This window comes from Caulobacter sp. 05L422, from assembly GCF_056397765.1.
Window position 1 is genome coordinate 35,450 of record NZ_JBFTOB010000020.1, and the last position, 13,530, is coordinate 48,979.

The following is a 13,530-nucleotide window of genomic DNA, read 5'->3' on the forward strand; positions in this document are numbered from 1 at the left end:
CGCCTGATTAGACCCAAACCCGCTTCGCCAAAAGTCACCTTCGTGAGGACATGATCCTGCAACACGCCGGCCACGACGCGTGTCTAAACGTTCTTTCACTTGCCCCGACCTGCGACGACAAGGCATGACGGGTAGGCAATTGTGGCGAAAACCCGCCATGTCGACGTCGAAGGGGCCCGGGACCGACGATGCTGATCATCGAGAACCTGACTCACGTCTACGCCAACGGCGTGAAGGCCCTCGACGAGGTCAGCCTGACGATACCCGGCGGCATGTACGGTCTGCTGGGGCCGAACGGCGCGGGCAAGTCGACCCTGATGCGCACCGTCGCCACCCTGCAGGCCCCGACCTCGGGCCACATCCGTTTCGGCGACATCGACGTGCTGAAGTCGCCCGACCAGCTGCGGCGCACCCTGGGCTACCTGCCGCAGGACTTCGGCGTCTATCCGCGCGTTTCGGCCTACGACATGCTGGACCACATGGCGGTGCTGAAGGGGATCGCCCGGCCCAAGGAGCGCAAGGAGGTCGTCGAGAGCCTGCTCAACCAGGTCAATCTGTGGGACGTGCGCAAGAAGGCCATCGCCGGCTTCTCGGGCGGCATGCGCCAGCGGTTCGGCATCGCCCAGGCCCTGATCGGCGATCCGCGCCTGATCATCGTCGACGAGCCCACCGCCGGTCTCGACCCCGAAGAGCGCAACCGCTTCCTCAACCTGCTGGCCGAGATCGGCGAGAACGTGGTGGTGATCCTGTCGACCCACATCGTCGAGGACGTGTCGGACCTCTGCCCGGCCATGGCGATCATCTGCGACGGCCGCATCGTCAAGGAAGGCGCGCCGCGCGACCTGGTCGGCCAGCTTTCGGGCCGGATCTGGCGCAAGGTCATCGACAAGGCCGAGCTCGAGGCGGCCAAGAAGGAGCATCAGGTCATCTCCACGCGCCTGCTGGGCGGCCGCACCGTGATCCATGTCCTGGCGGACCAGGATCCGGGCAACGGCTTCACGCCGGTCGAGGGCGGGCTGGAGGACGTCTATTTCTCCACCCTGTCCAACACCCGACGCGCGGCCTGAGGGCTCGGGGATGTTTGGCAAGATCGCGGGCTTCGAACTCCGCTACCAGCTGAAATCGCCCGTCTTCTGGGTGGTGACGGTGATTTTCCTGCTGCTGGCCTTCGCGATCACGACCGTCAGCAACTTCTCGATCGGCCTGGGCCCCAGCGACCATCGCAACGGCCCGTACGCCCTGGCCCAGGCCAGCCTGGTCTTCTCGCTCTTCTACATGTTCGTGACCACGGCGTTCGTGTCGAACGTGATCGTGCGCGACGACGAGACCGGTTTCGGCCCGATCCTGCGCACCACCCGCCTGACCAAGTTCGACTATCTCTACGGCCGCTTCGTCGGCGCGTTCCTGGCCGCGGCGATCTCGTTCCTGGTCGTGCCGGCCGCGGTGTGGATCGGCTCGCACATGCCCTGGGTCGACAGCGAGCTGCTGGGTCCGAACCGCTGGGACGCCTACCTGTTCGCCTATGGCGTGGTCGCGCTTCCGACTCTGCTGCTGACCTCGGCGATGTTCTTCGCCCTGGCCACGGTCACCCGCTCGATGATGTGGACCTATGTCGGGGTCATCGGCTTCCTGGTGATCTGGGTGGTGGCCAACATCGCCCTGAACAAGCCCGAGTTCGAGCACGCCGTGGCCCAGTGGGAGCCAATGGGAGGTTCCGCCTACGGCCTGATCAGCAAGTACTGGACGGTCAGCGAGCGCAACACCCTGGTGCCGCCCGTGGACGGCGTCCTGTTGTTCAACCGCGTCTTCGTGCTGATCCTGTCGGCCGCCTTCCTGGTGGCGGCCCATTTCGGTTTCCGCCTGCAGGCCGCCGAGCTGTCGGGCAAGACCAGGAAGGCCCGCCGCCGCCAGACGCTGGCCGAGGCCGCGGCTGAAACGCCGCCGACCGTCCTGGCCGCTCCCGTCAGCACCAGTTTCGACGCGAACTGGGCCTGGGCGCAGCTGGTGGCGCGCACCCGCCTGGACATGGGCCAGGTGTTCAAGAGCCCGGCCTATTTCGTGCTGCTGGCCCTGGGGCTGTTCAACGCCGCCGGCGCCCTGTGGTTCGCGACCGACGAGACCAGCTACGGCGGGGCCATCTATCCGCTGACCCGGGTGCTGCTGAACCCGCTGATCGGCTCGTTCACCCTGATCCCGGTGATCATCTCGATCTACTACGCCGGCGAACTGGTCTGGCGCGAGCGCGACCGCAAGACCCACGAGATCATCGAGTCGACCCCGGTGGCCGACTGGGCGTTCATCGCGCCCAAGGTGGCGGCGATCTCGCTGGTGCTGATCTCGACCCTGCTGGTCAGCGTGCTGGCCGCGATCGTCAGCCAGCTGGCCCACGGCTACGTCAATCTCGAGCTCGACAAGTACCTGCTCTGGTACATCGCGCCGATGTCGGTGAACCTGATCCTGCTGGCGGTGCTGGCGGTGTTCCTGCAGGTGCTGAGCCCGCACAAGTTCGTCGGCTGGGGCCTGATGGTGCTCTACATCGTGGCCGGCCAGACGTTCGCCAACCTCGGCTTCGAGCACCGCCTCTACAACTACGGCGGCGGCGGACTGGTCGGCCTGATGACCCCGACCTCCGACATCAACCGCCTGGGCAAGTTCTGGATCGGCGCCTGGTGGACCCGCGTCTACTGGGGCGCCTTCGCGACGGGCCTGGTGGTGCTGGGCTACGCCCTCTGGCGTCGCGGGACCGAGACCCGGCTCTGGCCGCGGCTGCGGCGTCTGCCCTCGCGCCTGACGGGCAAGGCCGGCCTGACCTTCGCGGTCGCGATGGTGGTGTTCGTCGCCGTCGGCGGCTTCATCTACATGAACACCAACGTCTGGAATCCCTATCGGACCCGGATCGACAACGAGAAGTGGCAGGCCGACTACGAGAAGACCCTGCTGCGCTTCGAGACCACGCCCCAGCCCAAGATCGTGGCGATGAAGCTGGACGTCGACCTCTATCCGCACGATCCGGGCGTCAACACCAAGGGCGTCTACACCCTGGAGAACCGCAGCGGCCAGATCCTGAAAGAGATCCACGTCCGCTTCGACCGCGACCTGAAGGTCAAGGGCCTGTCGATCGAGGGCGCCCGCTCCAAGCAGACCTTCGACCGCTTCAACTACCGGATCTTCGCGTTCGACACGCCGATGAAGCCGGGCGAGCGGCGGATGATGAGCTTCATCACCCATCGCGCCCAGGACGGCTTCCGCAACCGCGGCGACGACACCCGCGTGGTCGACAACGGCACGTTCATCGACAACACCGAGATCGCCCCGATGCTGGGCATGAGCCGCGACGGCCTGCTGCAGGACCGCGCCAAGCGCCGCAAGTACGGCCTGCCGCCCGAGCGGCGGATGGCCAAGCTGGGCGACGTGGCCAGCCTGCAGTTCAACGGCCTGCGCCACGACGCGGACTTCGTCGCTTCGGACATCACGGTGACCACGGATGCCGATCAGACGCCGATCGCGCCCGGCTACAAGGTCTCCGACCAGACGCAGGGCGGCCGGCGCGCGGCCCGCTTCGTCACCGAGGCCCCGATCCTGCCCTACATGTCGATCCAGTCGGCCCGCTACGCCGTGGCCCGCGACCGCTACAAGGGCGTTGACCTGGCGATCTACTACGACCCGCACCACCCGTGGAACATCGAGCGGATGAAGACCGGGATGAAGGCCTCGCTCGACTACTACCAGGCCAATTTCAGCCCCTATCAATTCCGCCAGCTGCGGTTCCAAGAGTTCCCCGGCTACGCCGACTTCGCCCAGTCGTTCGCCAACACCATTCCGTGGTCGGAGAACCTGTTCTTCATCGCCAAGTACGACGACCCCGAGAAGATCGACATGGTCACCTATGTCGGCGCCCACGAGATCGGCCACCAGTGGTGGGCCCACCAGGTGATCGGCGCCGACCAGCAGGGCGGCACCATGCTGAGCGAGACCTTCGCTCAGTACTCGGCACTGATGGTCATGAAGCGGATGTACGGCGAGGCCCAGATCCGCAAGTTCCTGAAGTTCGAGCTGAACAGCTACCTGCGGGCCCGCGGCGGCGATCCGCTGGAGGAGCAGCCGCTGGCCCGGGTCGAGAACCAGCCCTACATCCACTACCGCAAGGGCTCGCTGGTCATGTACCGGCTGCAGCACGAGGTGGGCGAGGAGACGGTGAACCGGGCGCTGCGCAAGCTGATCGCCGACCACGCCTTCAAGGGTGCGCCCTATCCGACCTCGCTGGACTTCCTGGCCGCCCTGCGCGCCGAGGTCCCGGCCGACAAGCAGGCGCTGATCACCGACCTGTTCGAGAAGATCACCCTCTACGACCTGAAGACCAAGACGGCGGTCACGCGCAAGCTGCCCGACGGGCGGTTCGAGACCGTCCTGACGATCGAGGCCAAGAAGCTCTACGCCCAGGGCCGCGGCCAGGAGACCGCCGCGCCGCTGGACGAGGTGATGGATGTCGGCCTGTTCAGCCTGGAGCCCGGCAAGAAGGGCTTCGGCGACGACAAGGTCCTGGCCTTCGAGCGCCGGCGGATCCGCACGGGGACCCAGACCCTGACCTTCGTGACCAAGCTCGCGCCGAAGGTGGCGGGCGTGGACCCCTACAACATCGTCATCGACCGCAATGGCGACGACAACACCACCAAGGTCACGATGCGCTGAAGAAACGGGGGCGCTGCAGAAGCGGGGAGGCGACATGGCCGAAGAGACGGAGCTGAAGCTCGACGCGGACCAGTTGAACGCCTTCCTGTCGAAGGCCTTTCCAGAGGCGGGGCCGCTGCTTCCGCAGGTGCTGGAGGCCGAGCCCGGTCGAGTGCTGGTGCGCCAGGCTTTCGCCAGCCGCGCGCTGCGGCCGGGCGGGCTGATCTCGGGACCGACCCAGATGGCCATGGCCGACACCGCGGCCTACGCCGTGATCCTGGCCCATATCGGCGAGGTGGCCATGGCGGTGACCACCTCGCTGACAATCCACTTCCTGCGCGGCGCCAAGCCGGGCGAGCTCTACGCCGAGGGGACGCTGCTCAAGCTGGGCCGGCGGATCGCGACGGTCGACGTGCTGATCTGGTCGGAATCGCGCGAGCGAGCCGCCGCCAAGGCGACGGTCGCCTACGCGATCCCGTGAGAGAGACGGAGCGCGCCGGGGCGCGCTCCGATCCGGTCCTGGTTAGTGGACGAAGCCCTTCTTCAGGCCTTCGGCTTCGTTCAAGTGTTCCTGCACGGCCGGGGCCGTGGCGGCGGCGAAGGCCTTGATGGCAACGGTGTCGCCGTCCTGGGCGTAGCGCTGCATCAGGTTCAGGGCCGCCTGGTGGACGTCGACCTGGTCGTCGGCATAGGTCTTGTCGAAGTCCTCGTTGCTGGCCTTGTTCAGGTCGTCCAGCTTGTCCTGCAGGTCGGCCGGCAGGGCGGTCGGCGGGGTCAGGGCGGCGCCCGAGGCGGCGATGGCGGCCTTCAGGTCCTCTGTGGTCTTGGTGTGGGCCTTTTCCATCATCGCGGCGAACTTCTTCACCTCGGCGTTGGTCGAGCGCTTTGCGGCGACCTTGGCGGCCTCGATTTCGTACATGTCGGTGGCGGCGGCCTTCTCGACGAAGGTGGCGGCCTTGGTTTCGTCCGACGGGGTCGGAACGGTGGCCGACGGGTTGGCGTCCGGGGTGGCGGCCTGTTCGGCCGGGGTGGCGGCGCCCTTGGTCTCGTCGGTTTTCTGGCCGCAGGCGGCGACGCTGAGGGCGGCGATGGCGGCGCCGACGATGAGAAGCTTACGAGTCATGGCTTTCTTTCCCTGCGCGTTTTTCTAGAACGTTGATCGTTCGGGCGCCGCGCTTGCGCCTCAGAGGCCTAATCAACTTCACGCAGCCGTGATGGTTCCGTGACCCTGGGGAGAGAAACGCATGGCCGACGCGCCGCTGAACGGCCTGCGGGTCATCGAAATGGGCTCGCTGATCGCGGGCCCGTTCTGCGGCCAGGTGCTGGGCGATTTCGGCGCCGAGGTCATCAAGCTGGAGGATCCCAAGGCCGGCGATCCGATGCGCCAGTGGGGCCGAACCAAGCCCAAGGGCCACTCGCCCTGGTGGCCGGTGATCGGCCGCAACAAGACCTCGGTGACGCTGGACCTGCGCGCGCCCGAGGGCCGCGACATCGCCCGCGCCCTGATCGACACCGCCGACGTGGTGGTCGAGAACTTCCGGCCCGGCACGCTAGAGAAGTGGGGCATGGGGTACGAGGATCTGGCCAGGACCAATCCCGGCCTGGTGATGGCCCGGGTCTCCGGGTTCGGCCAGACCGGTCCCTATTCGCACCGCGCGGGCTACGCCCTGATCGGCGAGGCCATGGGCGGCCTGCGCCACATCACCGGCGAGCCCGATCGGCCTCCGGCGAGGGCGGGGATCTCGATCGGCGACAGCCTGGCCGGCCTCAACGCAGCTCTCGGCGTGATGATGGCCATCCACAACCGCCACGCCACCGGCAAGGGCCAGGTGGTCGACGCGGCGATCTACGAAAGCGTGCTGACGGTGATGGAGAACCTGATCACCGAATACGACCTGTCGGGCTATGTGCGCGAGCGGTCCGGCGCGATCCTGCCCGGCATCGCGCCGTCCAACGTCTATCCCACCCGCAGCGGCGAGCTGATCCTGATCGGCGCCAACCAGGACACCCTGTTCAAGCGGCTGTGCGACGCCATGGGCCGGCCCGAGCTGGCGACCGACGAGCGCTACCGCGATCATGCGGCAAGAGGACAAAGCCAGCTGCAGCTGGACGCCACGATCGCCGGGTGGACGGTCGAGCACGACATCGAGGAGCTGCTGCCGCTGCTGGAGGACGCGGGCCTGGCCGTCGGCCGGGTCTATCGCGCGCCCGACATGCTGAAGGACCCGCAGTTCGCCGCCCGCGAGTCGATCGTCGAGGTCGCCCACCCGGTGTTCGGCACGGTGAAGATGCAGAACGCGTTTCCGAAGCTGTCCGACACGCCCGGCGGGGTCCGCTGGCCGGGGCCGGCCCTGGGTGAGCACACCGACGTGGTGCTGCGCGACGTGGTCAAGCTGTCGGACGAGACGATCGCGGGCCTGCGGGCCAAGGGGGTGGTGTGATGAACGGGAAGATCTACACCGGCGGCTGTCTCTGCGGGGCGCTGCGCTACGAGGCGCGGGGCGAGCCGCTCTACATGGGCCATTGCTATTGCGCCGACTGCCGCAAGGCGTCCGGCTCGGGCTTCATCCCGTTCATGGCCTTCGCCGCCGCCGACCTGACGTTCAGCGCCCCCACCAAGACTTTCGTGTGCGTATCGGCGCGAGGCAGCGACGCGGTGCGCAACAGCTGTCCCACCTGCGCCAGCCTGGTGTTCGGCGGGCCGGTGGGCGAGACGGACTCCCACACGATCTACGCGGGGTCGCTGGACGATCCGTCGGCCTTCCGACCGACCGTGGCGATCTTCGTGAAGGGCCGGCCGGACTGGGCGGTGATCCCGGAGGGGCTGGAGGCGTTCGAGGGGCTGCCGGGTTAGGGCGGCGCACCACTTCCCCCACCTGACGGCTTTGCCATCTGTCCGCCCCCACAGCGGCCGTACGGCGTCCTCTTCCCCCTCTGGGTGAAGAGGGCCGAAGGCCCGTAGGGGGCAAGTGCTAGCCGCACCAAGCTCGGGAAGTTCTAGCGCCCCGTCACCGAGGCCAACGCCCGGGCGATCTGGTGGACGTTGTAGGGCTTTCTCACGATCGGGGCGTCGAAGCCCATCGGGGCGGCCTTGTCGGCGTAGCCGGTGGCGAACACGAACGGCCGGCCCTCGCGGCGCAGCACCTCGGCGACCGGCGCCACCGACTGGCCGTTGAGGTCGGCGTCCAGGACGGCGGCGTCGAACGTCAGCTCCAGCATCTGCAGGGCCTCTGCCAGCTCGGCCGCGCAGCCCACCACCTCGACGCCGGAATCCTCCAGCCCCGCCTCCAGCTCCATGGCCAGCAGCAGCGAGTCCTCGACGATCAGCACCTTCAGGCCCGCGATGTCGCCGGACCTGAAGCTGTCCTCGCCGCCGCCCACGGTCTCGACGATGCGGGCGTCGGGGGCCTCGACCGGTTCCGGCTCGGGTTCGTCGACCAGGGCGTCGGCGGCGGCGTGGATCATCGCCGTGACGCCGCTGCGCTTGTATTCGACGGTCGCCCGCCCGCCCAGTTCGCGGCCGACCACGTCCTCGATCAGGGTCATGCCGAAGCCGCGCTTGTCCGGCGGCGAGGTCATCGGCCCGCCGGTCTCCAGCCATTCGAGATTGAAACCGCCGCCGGGGGCCACGCGCCAGACCACCTCGACCCGGCCGCTCTCGACCGACAGCGACCCGTACTTGACCGCGTTGACGGCCAGTTCGTGCAGTGTCAGCGACAGGGCCGCCGCGGCGCGGGGGGTCAGGAACAGCTCCGGCCCGTCCCAGCGGGTCTGGTTCGGCGCCAGGCCGCCCAGCTCGGCCGCCGCGATCCGCGCCAGGGTCGCGCCGCGCCAGCGGGCCGCGCTCAGCAGGTCGTGGGCCGAGCTCATCGCCTTGAGCCGGCCGTTGAAGGCCTTGAGGAAGCCGTCCAGCGACGAGGCCTTGCGGGCCGACTGGCCGGCCACCGACTGCACGGCGGCCAGGATGTTCTTGATGCGGTGGTCCAGCTCGGTGAGCAGGTTCTCGCGCTGGTCGTCGGCGTCCTTGCGGGCGGTGATGTCCTGGACCACGCCGATCAGCCGCAGCGGCTCGCCGCCGGCGTCCTTCACCAGCAGGCCGGCGACGCTGTTCCAGACCACCCGGTGCGGATCGGACGACACCCGCCGGAACTCGACCTCGTAGCGGCCCTGGGTCTGCAACTGGGCCTCGACTTCGGCGCGGATCGCCTCGCGCTCGTCGGGGTGGACGAAGGCGTAGAGGGCGTCGCCGCCCTGGGCCGGCGCGACGCCTTCGGGAAGCTCGGTGATGCTGGCCATCCGCGCGCTGACCCGGACGGTGTCGGCGACGATGTCCCAGACGAACTCGCCGAGGTTGGCGGCGTGCAGGGCCAGGGCGATGCGTTCGCTGTCCAGCGTGCGCTCGGCGACGTTGCGAGCCGTCTCGGCGTCATGCAGCAGCTCTTCCATCGCCAGGGCGGCGAGGTCTGCCAGGGCGTCGGCCAGTCCGATGTCGACGCCTTCCCGGGGGAGGGGATCCTCGACGGTCAGCAGGCCGACGATCTCGCCCGACGCGGTCTTCAGCGGCGCGCAGGCGAAGAAGCGGCTGTCGGCGCACCAGGGGCGCAGGGTCTGGTCGGGAGCTCCGGCCAGGTCGGGATGCGAGACGACGCCGCTTTCGCGCAGACGTTCGGCGATGCCGGCGGGGCGAGGTTCCTCGACATGGTCGAAGCCCACCTTGGCTTTCAGCCAGACACGATCCTTGCCGATCAGGCGAATGGCCGCCCGCGGGGCGCCGAACAGACGTGAGGCAAGGCGGACGATCCGGTCGAACCGGGGGTCGGCCGGGTCGCCGTCGAAGGCGCGAAGGGCGTCGAGGGCGCGCAGCCGGCGCGCCTCCTGATCATCTGCCAGCGTTCCGCCCGCATCGTCCATGATTCGACCATAGACCGGGTTCGCGCATGGCGCGAGATCGATAAAAGCGGCGCCCGCCGATCCTTTGCGAGGCGCGGTGAAGATCGCCTGTGGTGAAGCTCCAGCCTTGAGGCTACAATGGAACTTGTCGCCTCGGCATTGCGTTGTGCGGGCGCAGCTTCGCGCTGCCCGCCCCCAACAAGAACCGAGCCGCGAACCGGAGATTCTCATGCCCGACAACAGCCTGAACCCCGCCTTGAATGAAGCAAGCAAGGCCTCGTCGAACGCCGGCGCGGCCCTCGATCACGCCGAGCGCAGCTTCGGCGAAGCCGCCAGCGCCGCCCGCAGCAACCTCAGCGAGGCCGCCGCCTCGGCGAAGGCCAACCTGTCCGACGCCGCCAAGCGCATCGAAGCGTCGCTGACCCAGGGCCTCGAAACCCTGCGCGCCCAGAGCCGCACCTACACCGACACGGCCAGCCAACAGGTCGACGAAGCCGGCCGCTATGTCAGCGAGCGCGTTCGCGAGCGGCCGATCACCGCCACCCTGGCCGGCCTCGGCGTCGGCGTTCTGCTGGGCCTGCTGCTGGCCGGAAACCGTAGCGGCCGCGACAAGTGATCTTCGGCAAGACTCTGACGACCCTGGCAGCGGCCGCGGCGATCGCCGCGGCCGCTGCTGTGAGCGTGGTCTCCGCCGCCTTCGCGCTGTTCGCGGTGCTGGCGCCCCATCTCGGTTCGGCCGGCGCGGCGGCGGTGGTCGCGGCGGTGGCCGCGGCGATCGTCGGGATCGCAGGCCTGGTGGCCGCCCTCAAGGCCGAGGAAAGGACCCGTCCGGCGCCGGCGCCGGACGCCTTCGCCTTCGCCGAAAAGGCCATCGAGATGGTCAAGGATCGCCCGATCCTGACCGTCGGGGCAGGGTTGGCGGCCGGGATCATCGCCTTCCGCAATCCGGCCCTGGCCGCGATCGTCGCCAAGGCCTTGCTGGATTCGCAGAAGCCCCCGCCGCGATAGACGAGCGCGCTAGCGTTAAACGACAAGACGAGCCTTTCCCGCCTCTGGTTTTCTGGGCCTCCCCGCCCATCTTCCGGGGGCGTTTTGCCCTGGAGCCATCATGTTCAAACTCCCCGACCTCCCCTACGCCTATGAAGCCCTGGAGCCGACGATCTCGGCCAACACGCTTCATTTCCACCATGACAAGCACCATGCGGCCTATGTGAACGCGCTGAACGGCCTGCTGCCGGAAGGCGACAAGCGTCCGCTGGAAGCCGTGATCAAGGAAGCCGGTCCCGGCAAGGTGTTCAACAACGCCGCCCAGGCCTGGAACCATGCGTTCTTCTGGGAGTGCATGAGCGCCGACAAGGCCGGCCCCTCGGCCGAGCTGACCGCCGCCATCACCGAAGCGTTCGGCGACCTGGCCGGCCTGAAGGAGAAGTTCGTCGCCGAAGGCGTCGGCCACTTCGGTTCGGGCTGGGTCTGGCTGGCCGTGCAAGGCGGCAAGCTGGTGATCCTGTCGACCCACGACGCGGACGACACCCTGACCAAGGACGGCATCACCCCGCTGCTGGTCTGCGATGTCTGGGAGCACGCCTACTATCTGGACCACCAGAACAACCGGAAGGGCTTCCTGGAAGCCTGGTTCGACGTCCTGCCCAACTGGGCGTTCGCCGACGCCCAGTTCGCCGCGGCCAAGGGCCAGGGCGCGGCCTGGACCTATCCCGAACCCGTCTAAGGCTCGGTTCTAGACCTTGAGCGGCGCGACCTCGGTCGCGCCGTTTTCGTTTGGGCCTTTGGGCACGCAGCGGCGCGGGACCGACCAGGTCCGCCAGGTGACGAACTCCGTCCGCTCGAAGGCCAGGGCGGTGATGCGGATGTCGACGTCGTCGACCTCGATCACGTTGAAGCTGGGCGGCACGCCGCGCTCGCGCACCGACAGGGTTCCCGACCCCACCGCCTGGGTGCAGCCGTCCGCGAACGGGTAGGGGTGGACGAACGGCGCGTGGATATGGCCGGTCAGCACCAGGTCGACCCCGGCCTGCGAGAAGGCCTGGGCGGCCGCCGTGCCGCCGTGCACCTTGGCGGTCATCGGGCCGCCGATCATCTCGATCAGGGGATGGTGGCAGACCACGATCTTCAGGGCGTCGGGCGCGGCCTGCTTCAGGTCGGCGCAGACGTCGCGGACCTGCCGGCGCGACACCGCGCCCTTGGACCAGTTCAGCCGCAGCTGGAAGGCGCGGGCCGAGTTGAGGGTGACGACCGTGGCGCGCGGGTCGTCCCAGTCGCTGTTCATCCGCTCGCCGAACCGATCTTCGTACCGCCGCCACGGCGAGACAAGCCGGGTCAGGATTTCGCGCGGGCCGACGAAGGGGGTGTCGTGATTGCCCGGCGTGACGATGCGCGGCTGGGGCAGGCGGTCCAGCCAGGCCTGGACGGCGTCGAACTCCTCGACCTTGCCGTCCTTGGTCAGGTCGCCGGCGGCGATCACCAGGTCGGGCGCCTCGGCGTGGATGCGCTCGACGGCCGCCTCGACGGCGGCCTTGTGCTCGCCGCCGAAATGGATGTCGGACACCTGAACCAGTTTAAGCGGCTTCATTTGGCGGAAACCGGAGGCGGCACCAGGGCGCGGAAGGCCTTGGGGCGGAAGCGGATGCTGACCGTGTCGTCCAGGCGCACCGGCTCGCCGTCGAGGATGGCCGGGATCCGGCCGCCGGCCCAGACCTTGCCGATCCGGCAGCGGCCGACGATCACCGACGGGTCGTTGCGCCAGTTGCCGGTCACGGTGTTGACCCCCAGGCGGAAGATGTCGAGGGCGCTGACCGGATCGAGAGCGGCGGCTTCCAGGGCCTGTTCGTCCTCGTGCAGTTCGGCGGAGACCAAGGGACACATGAGGCTCAGCGCCTCGGTCTTGCCCTTGGGGCGGCCGTCCAGCACATAGCGAAGGCGGCTGGAGAAGGCCCGCCGCAGGGCCCGCTGGGCGCGCATCAGCGCCAGGTCGGCGCGGCCGGCCCGCGCCGCTTCCCGGGCCTCGGCCCAGAGGGCGGGGCTGCCCAGGATGGCGGCGACGAAGAACAGGCGGCCGTTGATCTCGCCGCCCGAGATCATCCGCTCCTGGCCGTCCTTCAGGCAGCTGGCCATGGCCTCGGGCCAGGGAACGGCTCCATAGAGGGCGTGGGGCAGCATGTTCATGGTGCCGCCCGGCAGCGGCGCGATCATCGGACCGTTAGGGCCGGCCATCTCGGCGGCCGCCCGGGCGGTGCCGTCGCCGGCCACCACCAGTATGGCGTCGGGCTTGGCGTCCAGGGCGTCGCGCAGGCAGGCGTTCAGCTCGCCCTCGCTGGGGGCGTGGACCCGCCCCGTGACGCCGTGCTCGGCCAGTATGGCCTCGGCCTGGGCCGGAGCGTCCTTGCCGACCGAGCCGGAGGCGATGTTGGTGACGACTTCCACACGCATGCGAAATTCCAAGAGGCGCGAACGGGCGCGGGAAGGTTCGAGACGACAAACGGCGGCGCTTGGCCGGGGGTTCCCGGAACCGTTGGCGGAGGCGGCCGTTTGCCTGCTTGGGACAAGCTCGAACGGAGAGCCACGATGAACAAGACCTTGATCGCCCTCTTGGGCGTCGGCGTGCTGGCCAGCGCTTGCACCGCCACCGGTAACACCGAACGTAACGCCGCGGGCGGCGCGGCCCTGGGCGCCCTGGCGGGCGCCGTGGTCGGCAACAATGTCGGCGGCGGCAGCGCCAGCACCGGCGCCCTGGTCGGCGCGGCCCTGGGCGGCACCGTCGGCGCCGTGAAGGGCTGCCGCGAGGACGGCGGCTGCGGCGCGACCAACGTCAATCGCCGTCAGTACTATGACGAGCGAGCCGGACGGTATTACTACTACGACTCGCGCAGCGGTCGTTACTACTGGGAAGACGGCAGCCCCCGTTAAGTCGGGCCTGACCTGAAATCTTCGTAAAGGCGGTCGACACGTGTCGGCCGC

The 13,530-nt window shown here is 68.7% G+C and carries 13 protein-coding genes; 9 read left to right on the forward strand and 4 right to left on the reverse strand.

All coding sequences use genetic code 11. The features are described from left to right. Positions 1–188 precede the first annotated feature (188 nt). From AC1DMQ_RS18510 to AC1DMQ_RS18520, 3 genes are read left to right on the forward strand one after another with little or no spacing between them, the layout of a single operon-like run. Entirely contained in the window at positions 189–1,067 is an 879-nt protein-coding gene (locus AC1DMQ_RS18510) for an ABC transporter ATP-binding protein (RefSeq protein WP_477035027.1), read from the forward strand. Between the two features lie 10 nt (positions 1,068–1,077). Beyond that, complete coding sequence (locus tag AC1DMQ_RS18515; RefSeq protein WP_477035028.1) at positions 1,078–4,689, forward strand: ABC transporter permease/M1 family aminopeptidase; 3,612 nt, start codon at positions 1,078–1,080, stop codon at positions 4,687–4,689. 34 nt (positions 4,690–4,723) lie between these two features. After that, complete coding sequence (locus AC1DMQ_RS18520) at positions 4,724–5,149, forward strand: PaaI family thioesterase (RefSeq protein ID WP_477035029.1); 426 nt, start codon at positions 4,724–4,726, stop codon at positions 5,147–5,149. Between the two features lie 42 nt (positions 5,150–5,191). Here AC1DMQ_RS18520 and AC1DMQ_RS18525 read toward each other — a convergent pair whose 3' ends face one another. After that, positions 5,192–5,791, reverse strand: a complete 600-nt coding sequence (locus tag AC1DMQ_RS18525; RefSeq protein ID WP_477035030.1) for a DUF4142 domain-containing protein — start codon at positions 5,789–5,791, stop codon at positions 5,192–5,194. 121 nt (positions 5,792–5,912) lie between these two features. Between AC1DMQ_RS18525 and AC1DMQ_RS18530 the strand changes: the two genes are divergently transcribed. Both AC1DMQ_RS18530 and AC1DMQ_RS18535 read left to right on the forward strand, forming a co-directional pair. Beyond that, the gene (locus AC1DMQ_RS18530; RefSeq protein ID WP_477035031.1) at positions 5,913–7,109 is read left to right on the forward strand and encodes a CaiB/BaiF CoA transferase family protein; all 1,197 of its coding nucleotides are present in this window, start codon (positions 5,913–5,915) and stop codon (positions 7,107–7,109) included. Then, positions 7,109–7,522, forward strand: a complete 414-nt coding sequence (locus tag AC1DMQ_RS18535) for a GFA family protein (RefSeq protein WP_477035032.1) — start codon at positions 7,109–7,111, stop codon at positions 7,520–7,522. Before AC1DMQ_RS18530 ends, AC1DMQ_RS18535 begins: the two co-directional genes overlap by 1 nt. A 143-nt stretch (positions 7,523–7,665) precedes the next feature. Here the strand turns inward: AC1DMQ_RS18535 and AC1DMQ_RS18540 are convergent, their stop codons facing one another. Further along, the gene (locus tag AC1DMQ_RS18540) at positions 7,666–9,579 is read right to left on the reverse strand and encodes an HWE histidine kinase domain-containing protein (RefSeq protein ID WP_477035033.1); all 1,914 of its coding nucleotides are present in this window, start codon (positions 9,577–9,579) and stop codon (positions 7,666–7,668) included. A 208-nt stretch (positions 9,580–9,787) separates the two neighbouring features. Here AC1DMQ_RS18540 and AC1DMQ_RS18545 point away from each other — a divergent pair, with 208 nt between their 5' ends. The 3 genes from AC1DMQ_RS18545 to AC1DMQ_RS18555 all read left to right on the forward strand — a co-directional run bounded on the left by AC1DMQ_RS18545 (position 9,788) and on the right by AC1DMQ_RS18555 (position 11,284). Continuing rightward, entirely contained in the window at positions 9,788–10,174 is a 387-nt protein-coding gene (locus AC1DMQ_RS18545; RefSeq protein ID WP_477035034.1) for a hypothetical protein, read from the forward strand. Beyond that, complete coding sequence (locus tag AC1DMQ_RS18550) at positions 10,171–10,566, forward strand: hypothetical protein (protein ID WP_477035035.1); 396 nt, start codon at positions 10,171–10,173, stop codon at positions 10,564–10,566. Before AC1DMQ_RS18545 ends, AC1DMQ_RS18550 begins: the two co-directional genes overlap by 4 nt. A 100-nt stretch (positions 10,567–10,666) precedes the next feature. Further along, positions 10,667–11,284: a superoxide dismutase gene (locus tag AC1DMQ_RS18555; protein ID WP_477035036.1), complete on the forward strand. Its 618-nt coding sequence runs from the start codon at positions 10,667–10,669 to the stop codon at positions 11,282–11,284. A 9-nt stretch (positions 11,285–11,293) separates the two neighbouring features. Here the strand turns inward: AC1DMQ_RS18555 and AC1DMQ_RS18560 are convergent, their stop codons facing one another. Together AC1DMQ_RS18560 and AC1DMQ_RS18565 are read right to left on the reverse strand one after the other, a co-directional pair. Further along, positions 11,294–12,145, reverse strand: a complete 852-nt coding sequence (locus AC1DMQ_RS18560) for a metallophosphoesterase family protein (RefSeq protein ID WP_477035037.1) — start codon at positions 12,143–12,145, stop codon at positions 11,294–11,296. Next, complete coding sequence (locus tag AC1DMQ_RS18565) at positions 12,142–13,002, reverse strand: diacylglycerol/lipid kinase family protein (RefSeq protein ID WP_477035038.1); 861 nt, start codon at positions 13,000–13,002, stop codon at positions 12,142–12,144. The genes AC1DMQ_RS18560 and AC1DMQ_RS18565 overlap by 4 nt, the downstream gene beginning before the upstream one ends. Before the next feature lie 135 nt (positions 13,003–13,137). On the opposite strand from AC1DMQ_RS18565, the gene AC1DMQ_RS18570 reads away from it, so the two are divergent. Beyond that, on the forward strand, positions 13,138–13,479 hold the full coding sequence (locus AC1DMQ_RS18570; RefSeq protein ID WP_477035039.1) for a YMGG-like glycine zipper-containing protein: 342 nt from the start codon (positions 13,138–13,140) through the stop codon (positions 13,477–13,479). The last annotated feature ends 51 nt before the right edge of the window (positions 13,480–13,530 follow it).

What these genes read in the sequence shown, in the direction of transcription:
- AC1DMQ_RS18510 (WP_477035027.1), top strand. Translation starts at nt 189, where the DNA reads ATGCTGATCATCGAGAACCTGACTCACGTCTACGCCAACGGCGTGAAG.
- AC1DMQ_RS18515 (WP_477035028.1), top strand. Translation starts at nt 1,078, where the DNA reads ATGTTTGGCAAGATCGCGGGCTTCGAACTCCGCTACCAGCTGAAATCG.
- AC1DMQ_RS18520 (WP_477035029.1), top strand. Translation starts at nt 4,724, where the DNA reads ATGGCCGAAGAGACGGAGCTGAAGCTCGACGCGGACCAGTTGAACGCC.
- AC1DMQ_RS18525 (WP_477035030.1), bottom strand. Translation starts at nt 5,791, where the DNA reads ATGACTCGTAAGCTTCTCATCGTCGGCGCCGCCATCGCCGCCCTCAGC.
- AC1DMQ_RS18530 (WP_477035031.1), top strand. Translation starts at nt 5,913, where the DNA reads ATGGCCGACGCGCCGCTGAACGGCCTGCGGGTCATCGAAATGGGCTCG.
- AC1DMQ_RS18535 (WP_477035032.1), top strand. Translation starts at nt 7,109, where the DNA reads ATGAACGGGAAGATCTACACCGGCGGCTGTCTCTGCGGGGCGCTGCGC.
- AC1DMQ_RS18540 (WP_477035033.1), bottom strand. Translation starts at nt 9,579, where the DNA reads ATGGACGATGCGGGCGGAACGCTGGCAGATGATCAGGAGGCGCGCCGG.
- AC1DMQ_RS18545 (WP_477035034.1), top strand. Translation starts at nt 9,788, where the DNA reads ATGCCCGACAACAGCCTGAACCCCGCCTTGAATGAAGCAAGCAAGGCC.
- AC1DMQ_RS18555 (WP_477035036.1), top strand. Translation starts at nt 10,667, where the DNA reads ATGTTCAAACTCCCCGACCTCCCCTACGCCTATGAAGCCCTGGAGCCG.
- AC1DMQ_RS18560 (WP_477035037.1), bottom strand. Translation starts at nt 12,145, where the DNA reads ATGAAGCCGCTTAAACTGGTTCAGGTGTCCGACATCCATTTCGGCGGC.
- AC1DMQ_RS18565 (WP_477035038.1), bottom strand. Translation starts at nt 13,002, where the DNA reads ATGCGTGTGGAAGTCGTCACCAACATCGCCTCCGGCTCGGTCGGCAAG.
- AC1DMQ_RS18570 (WP_477035039.1), top strand. Translation starts at nt 13,138, where the DNA reads ATGAACAAGACCTTGATCGCCCTCTTGGGCGTCGGCGTGCTGGCCAGC.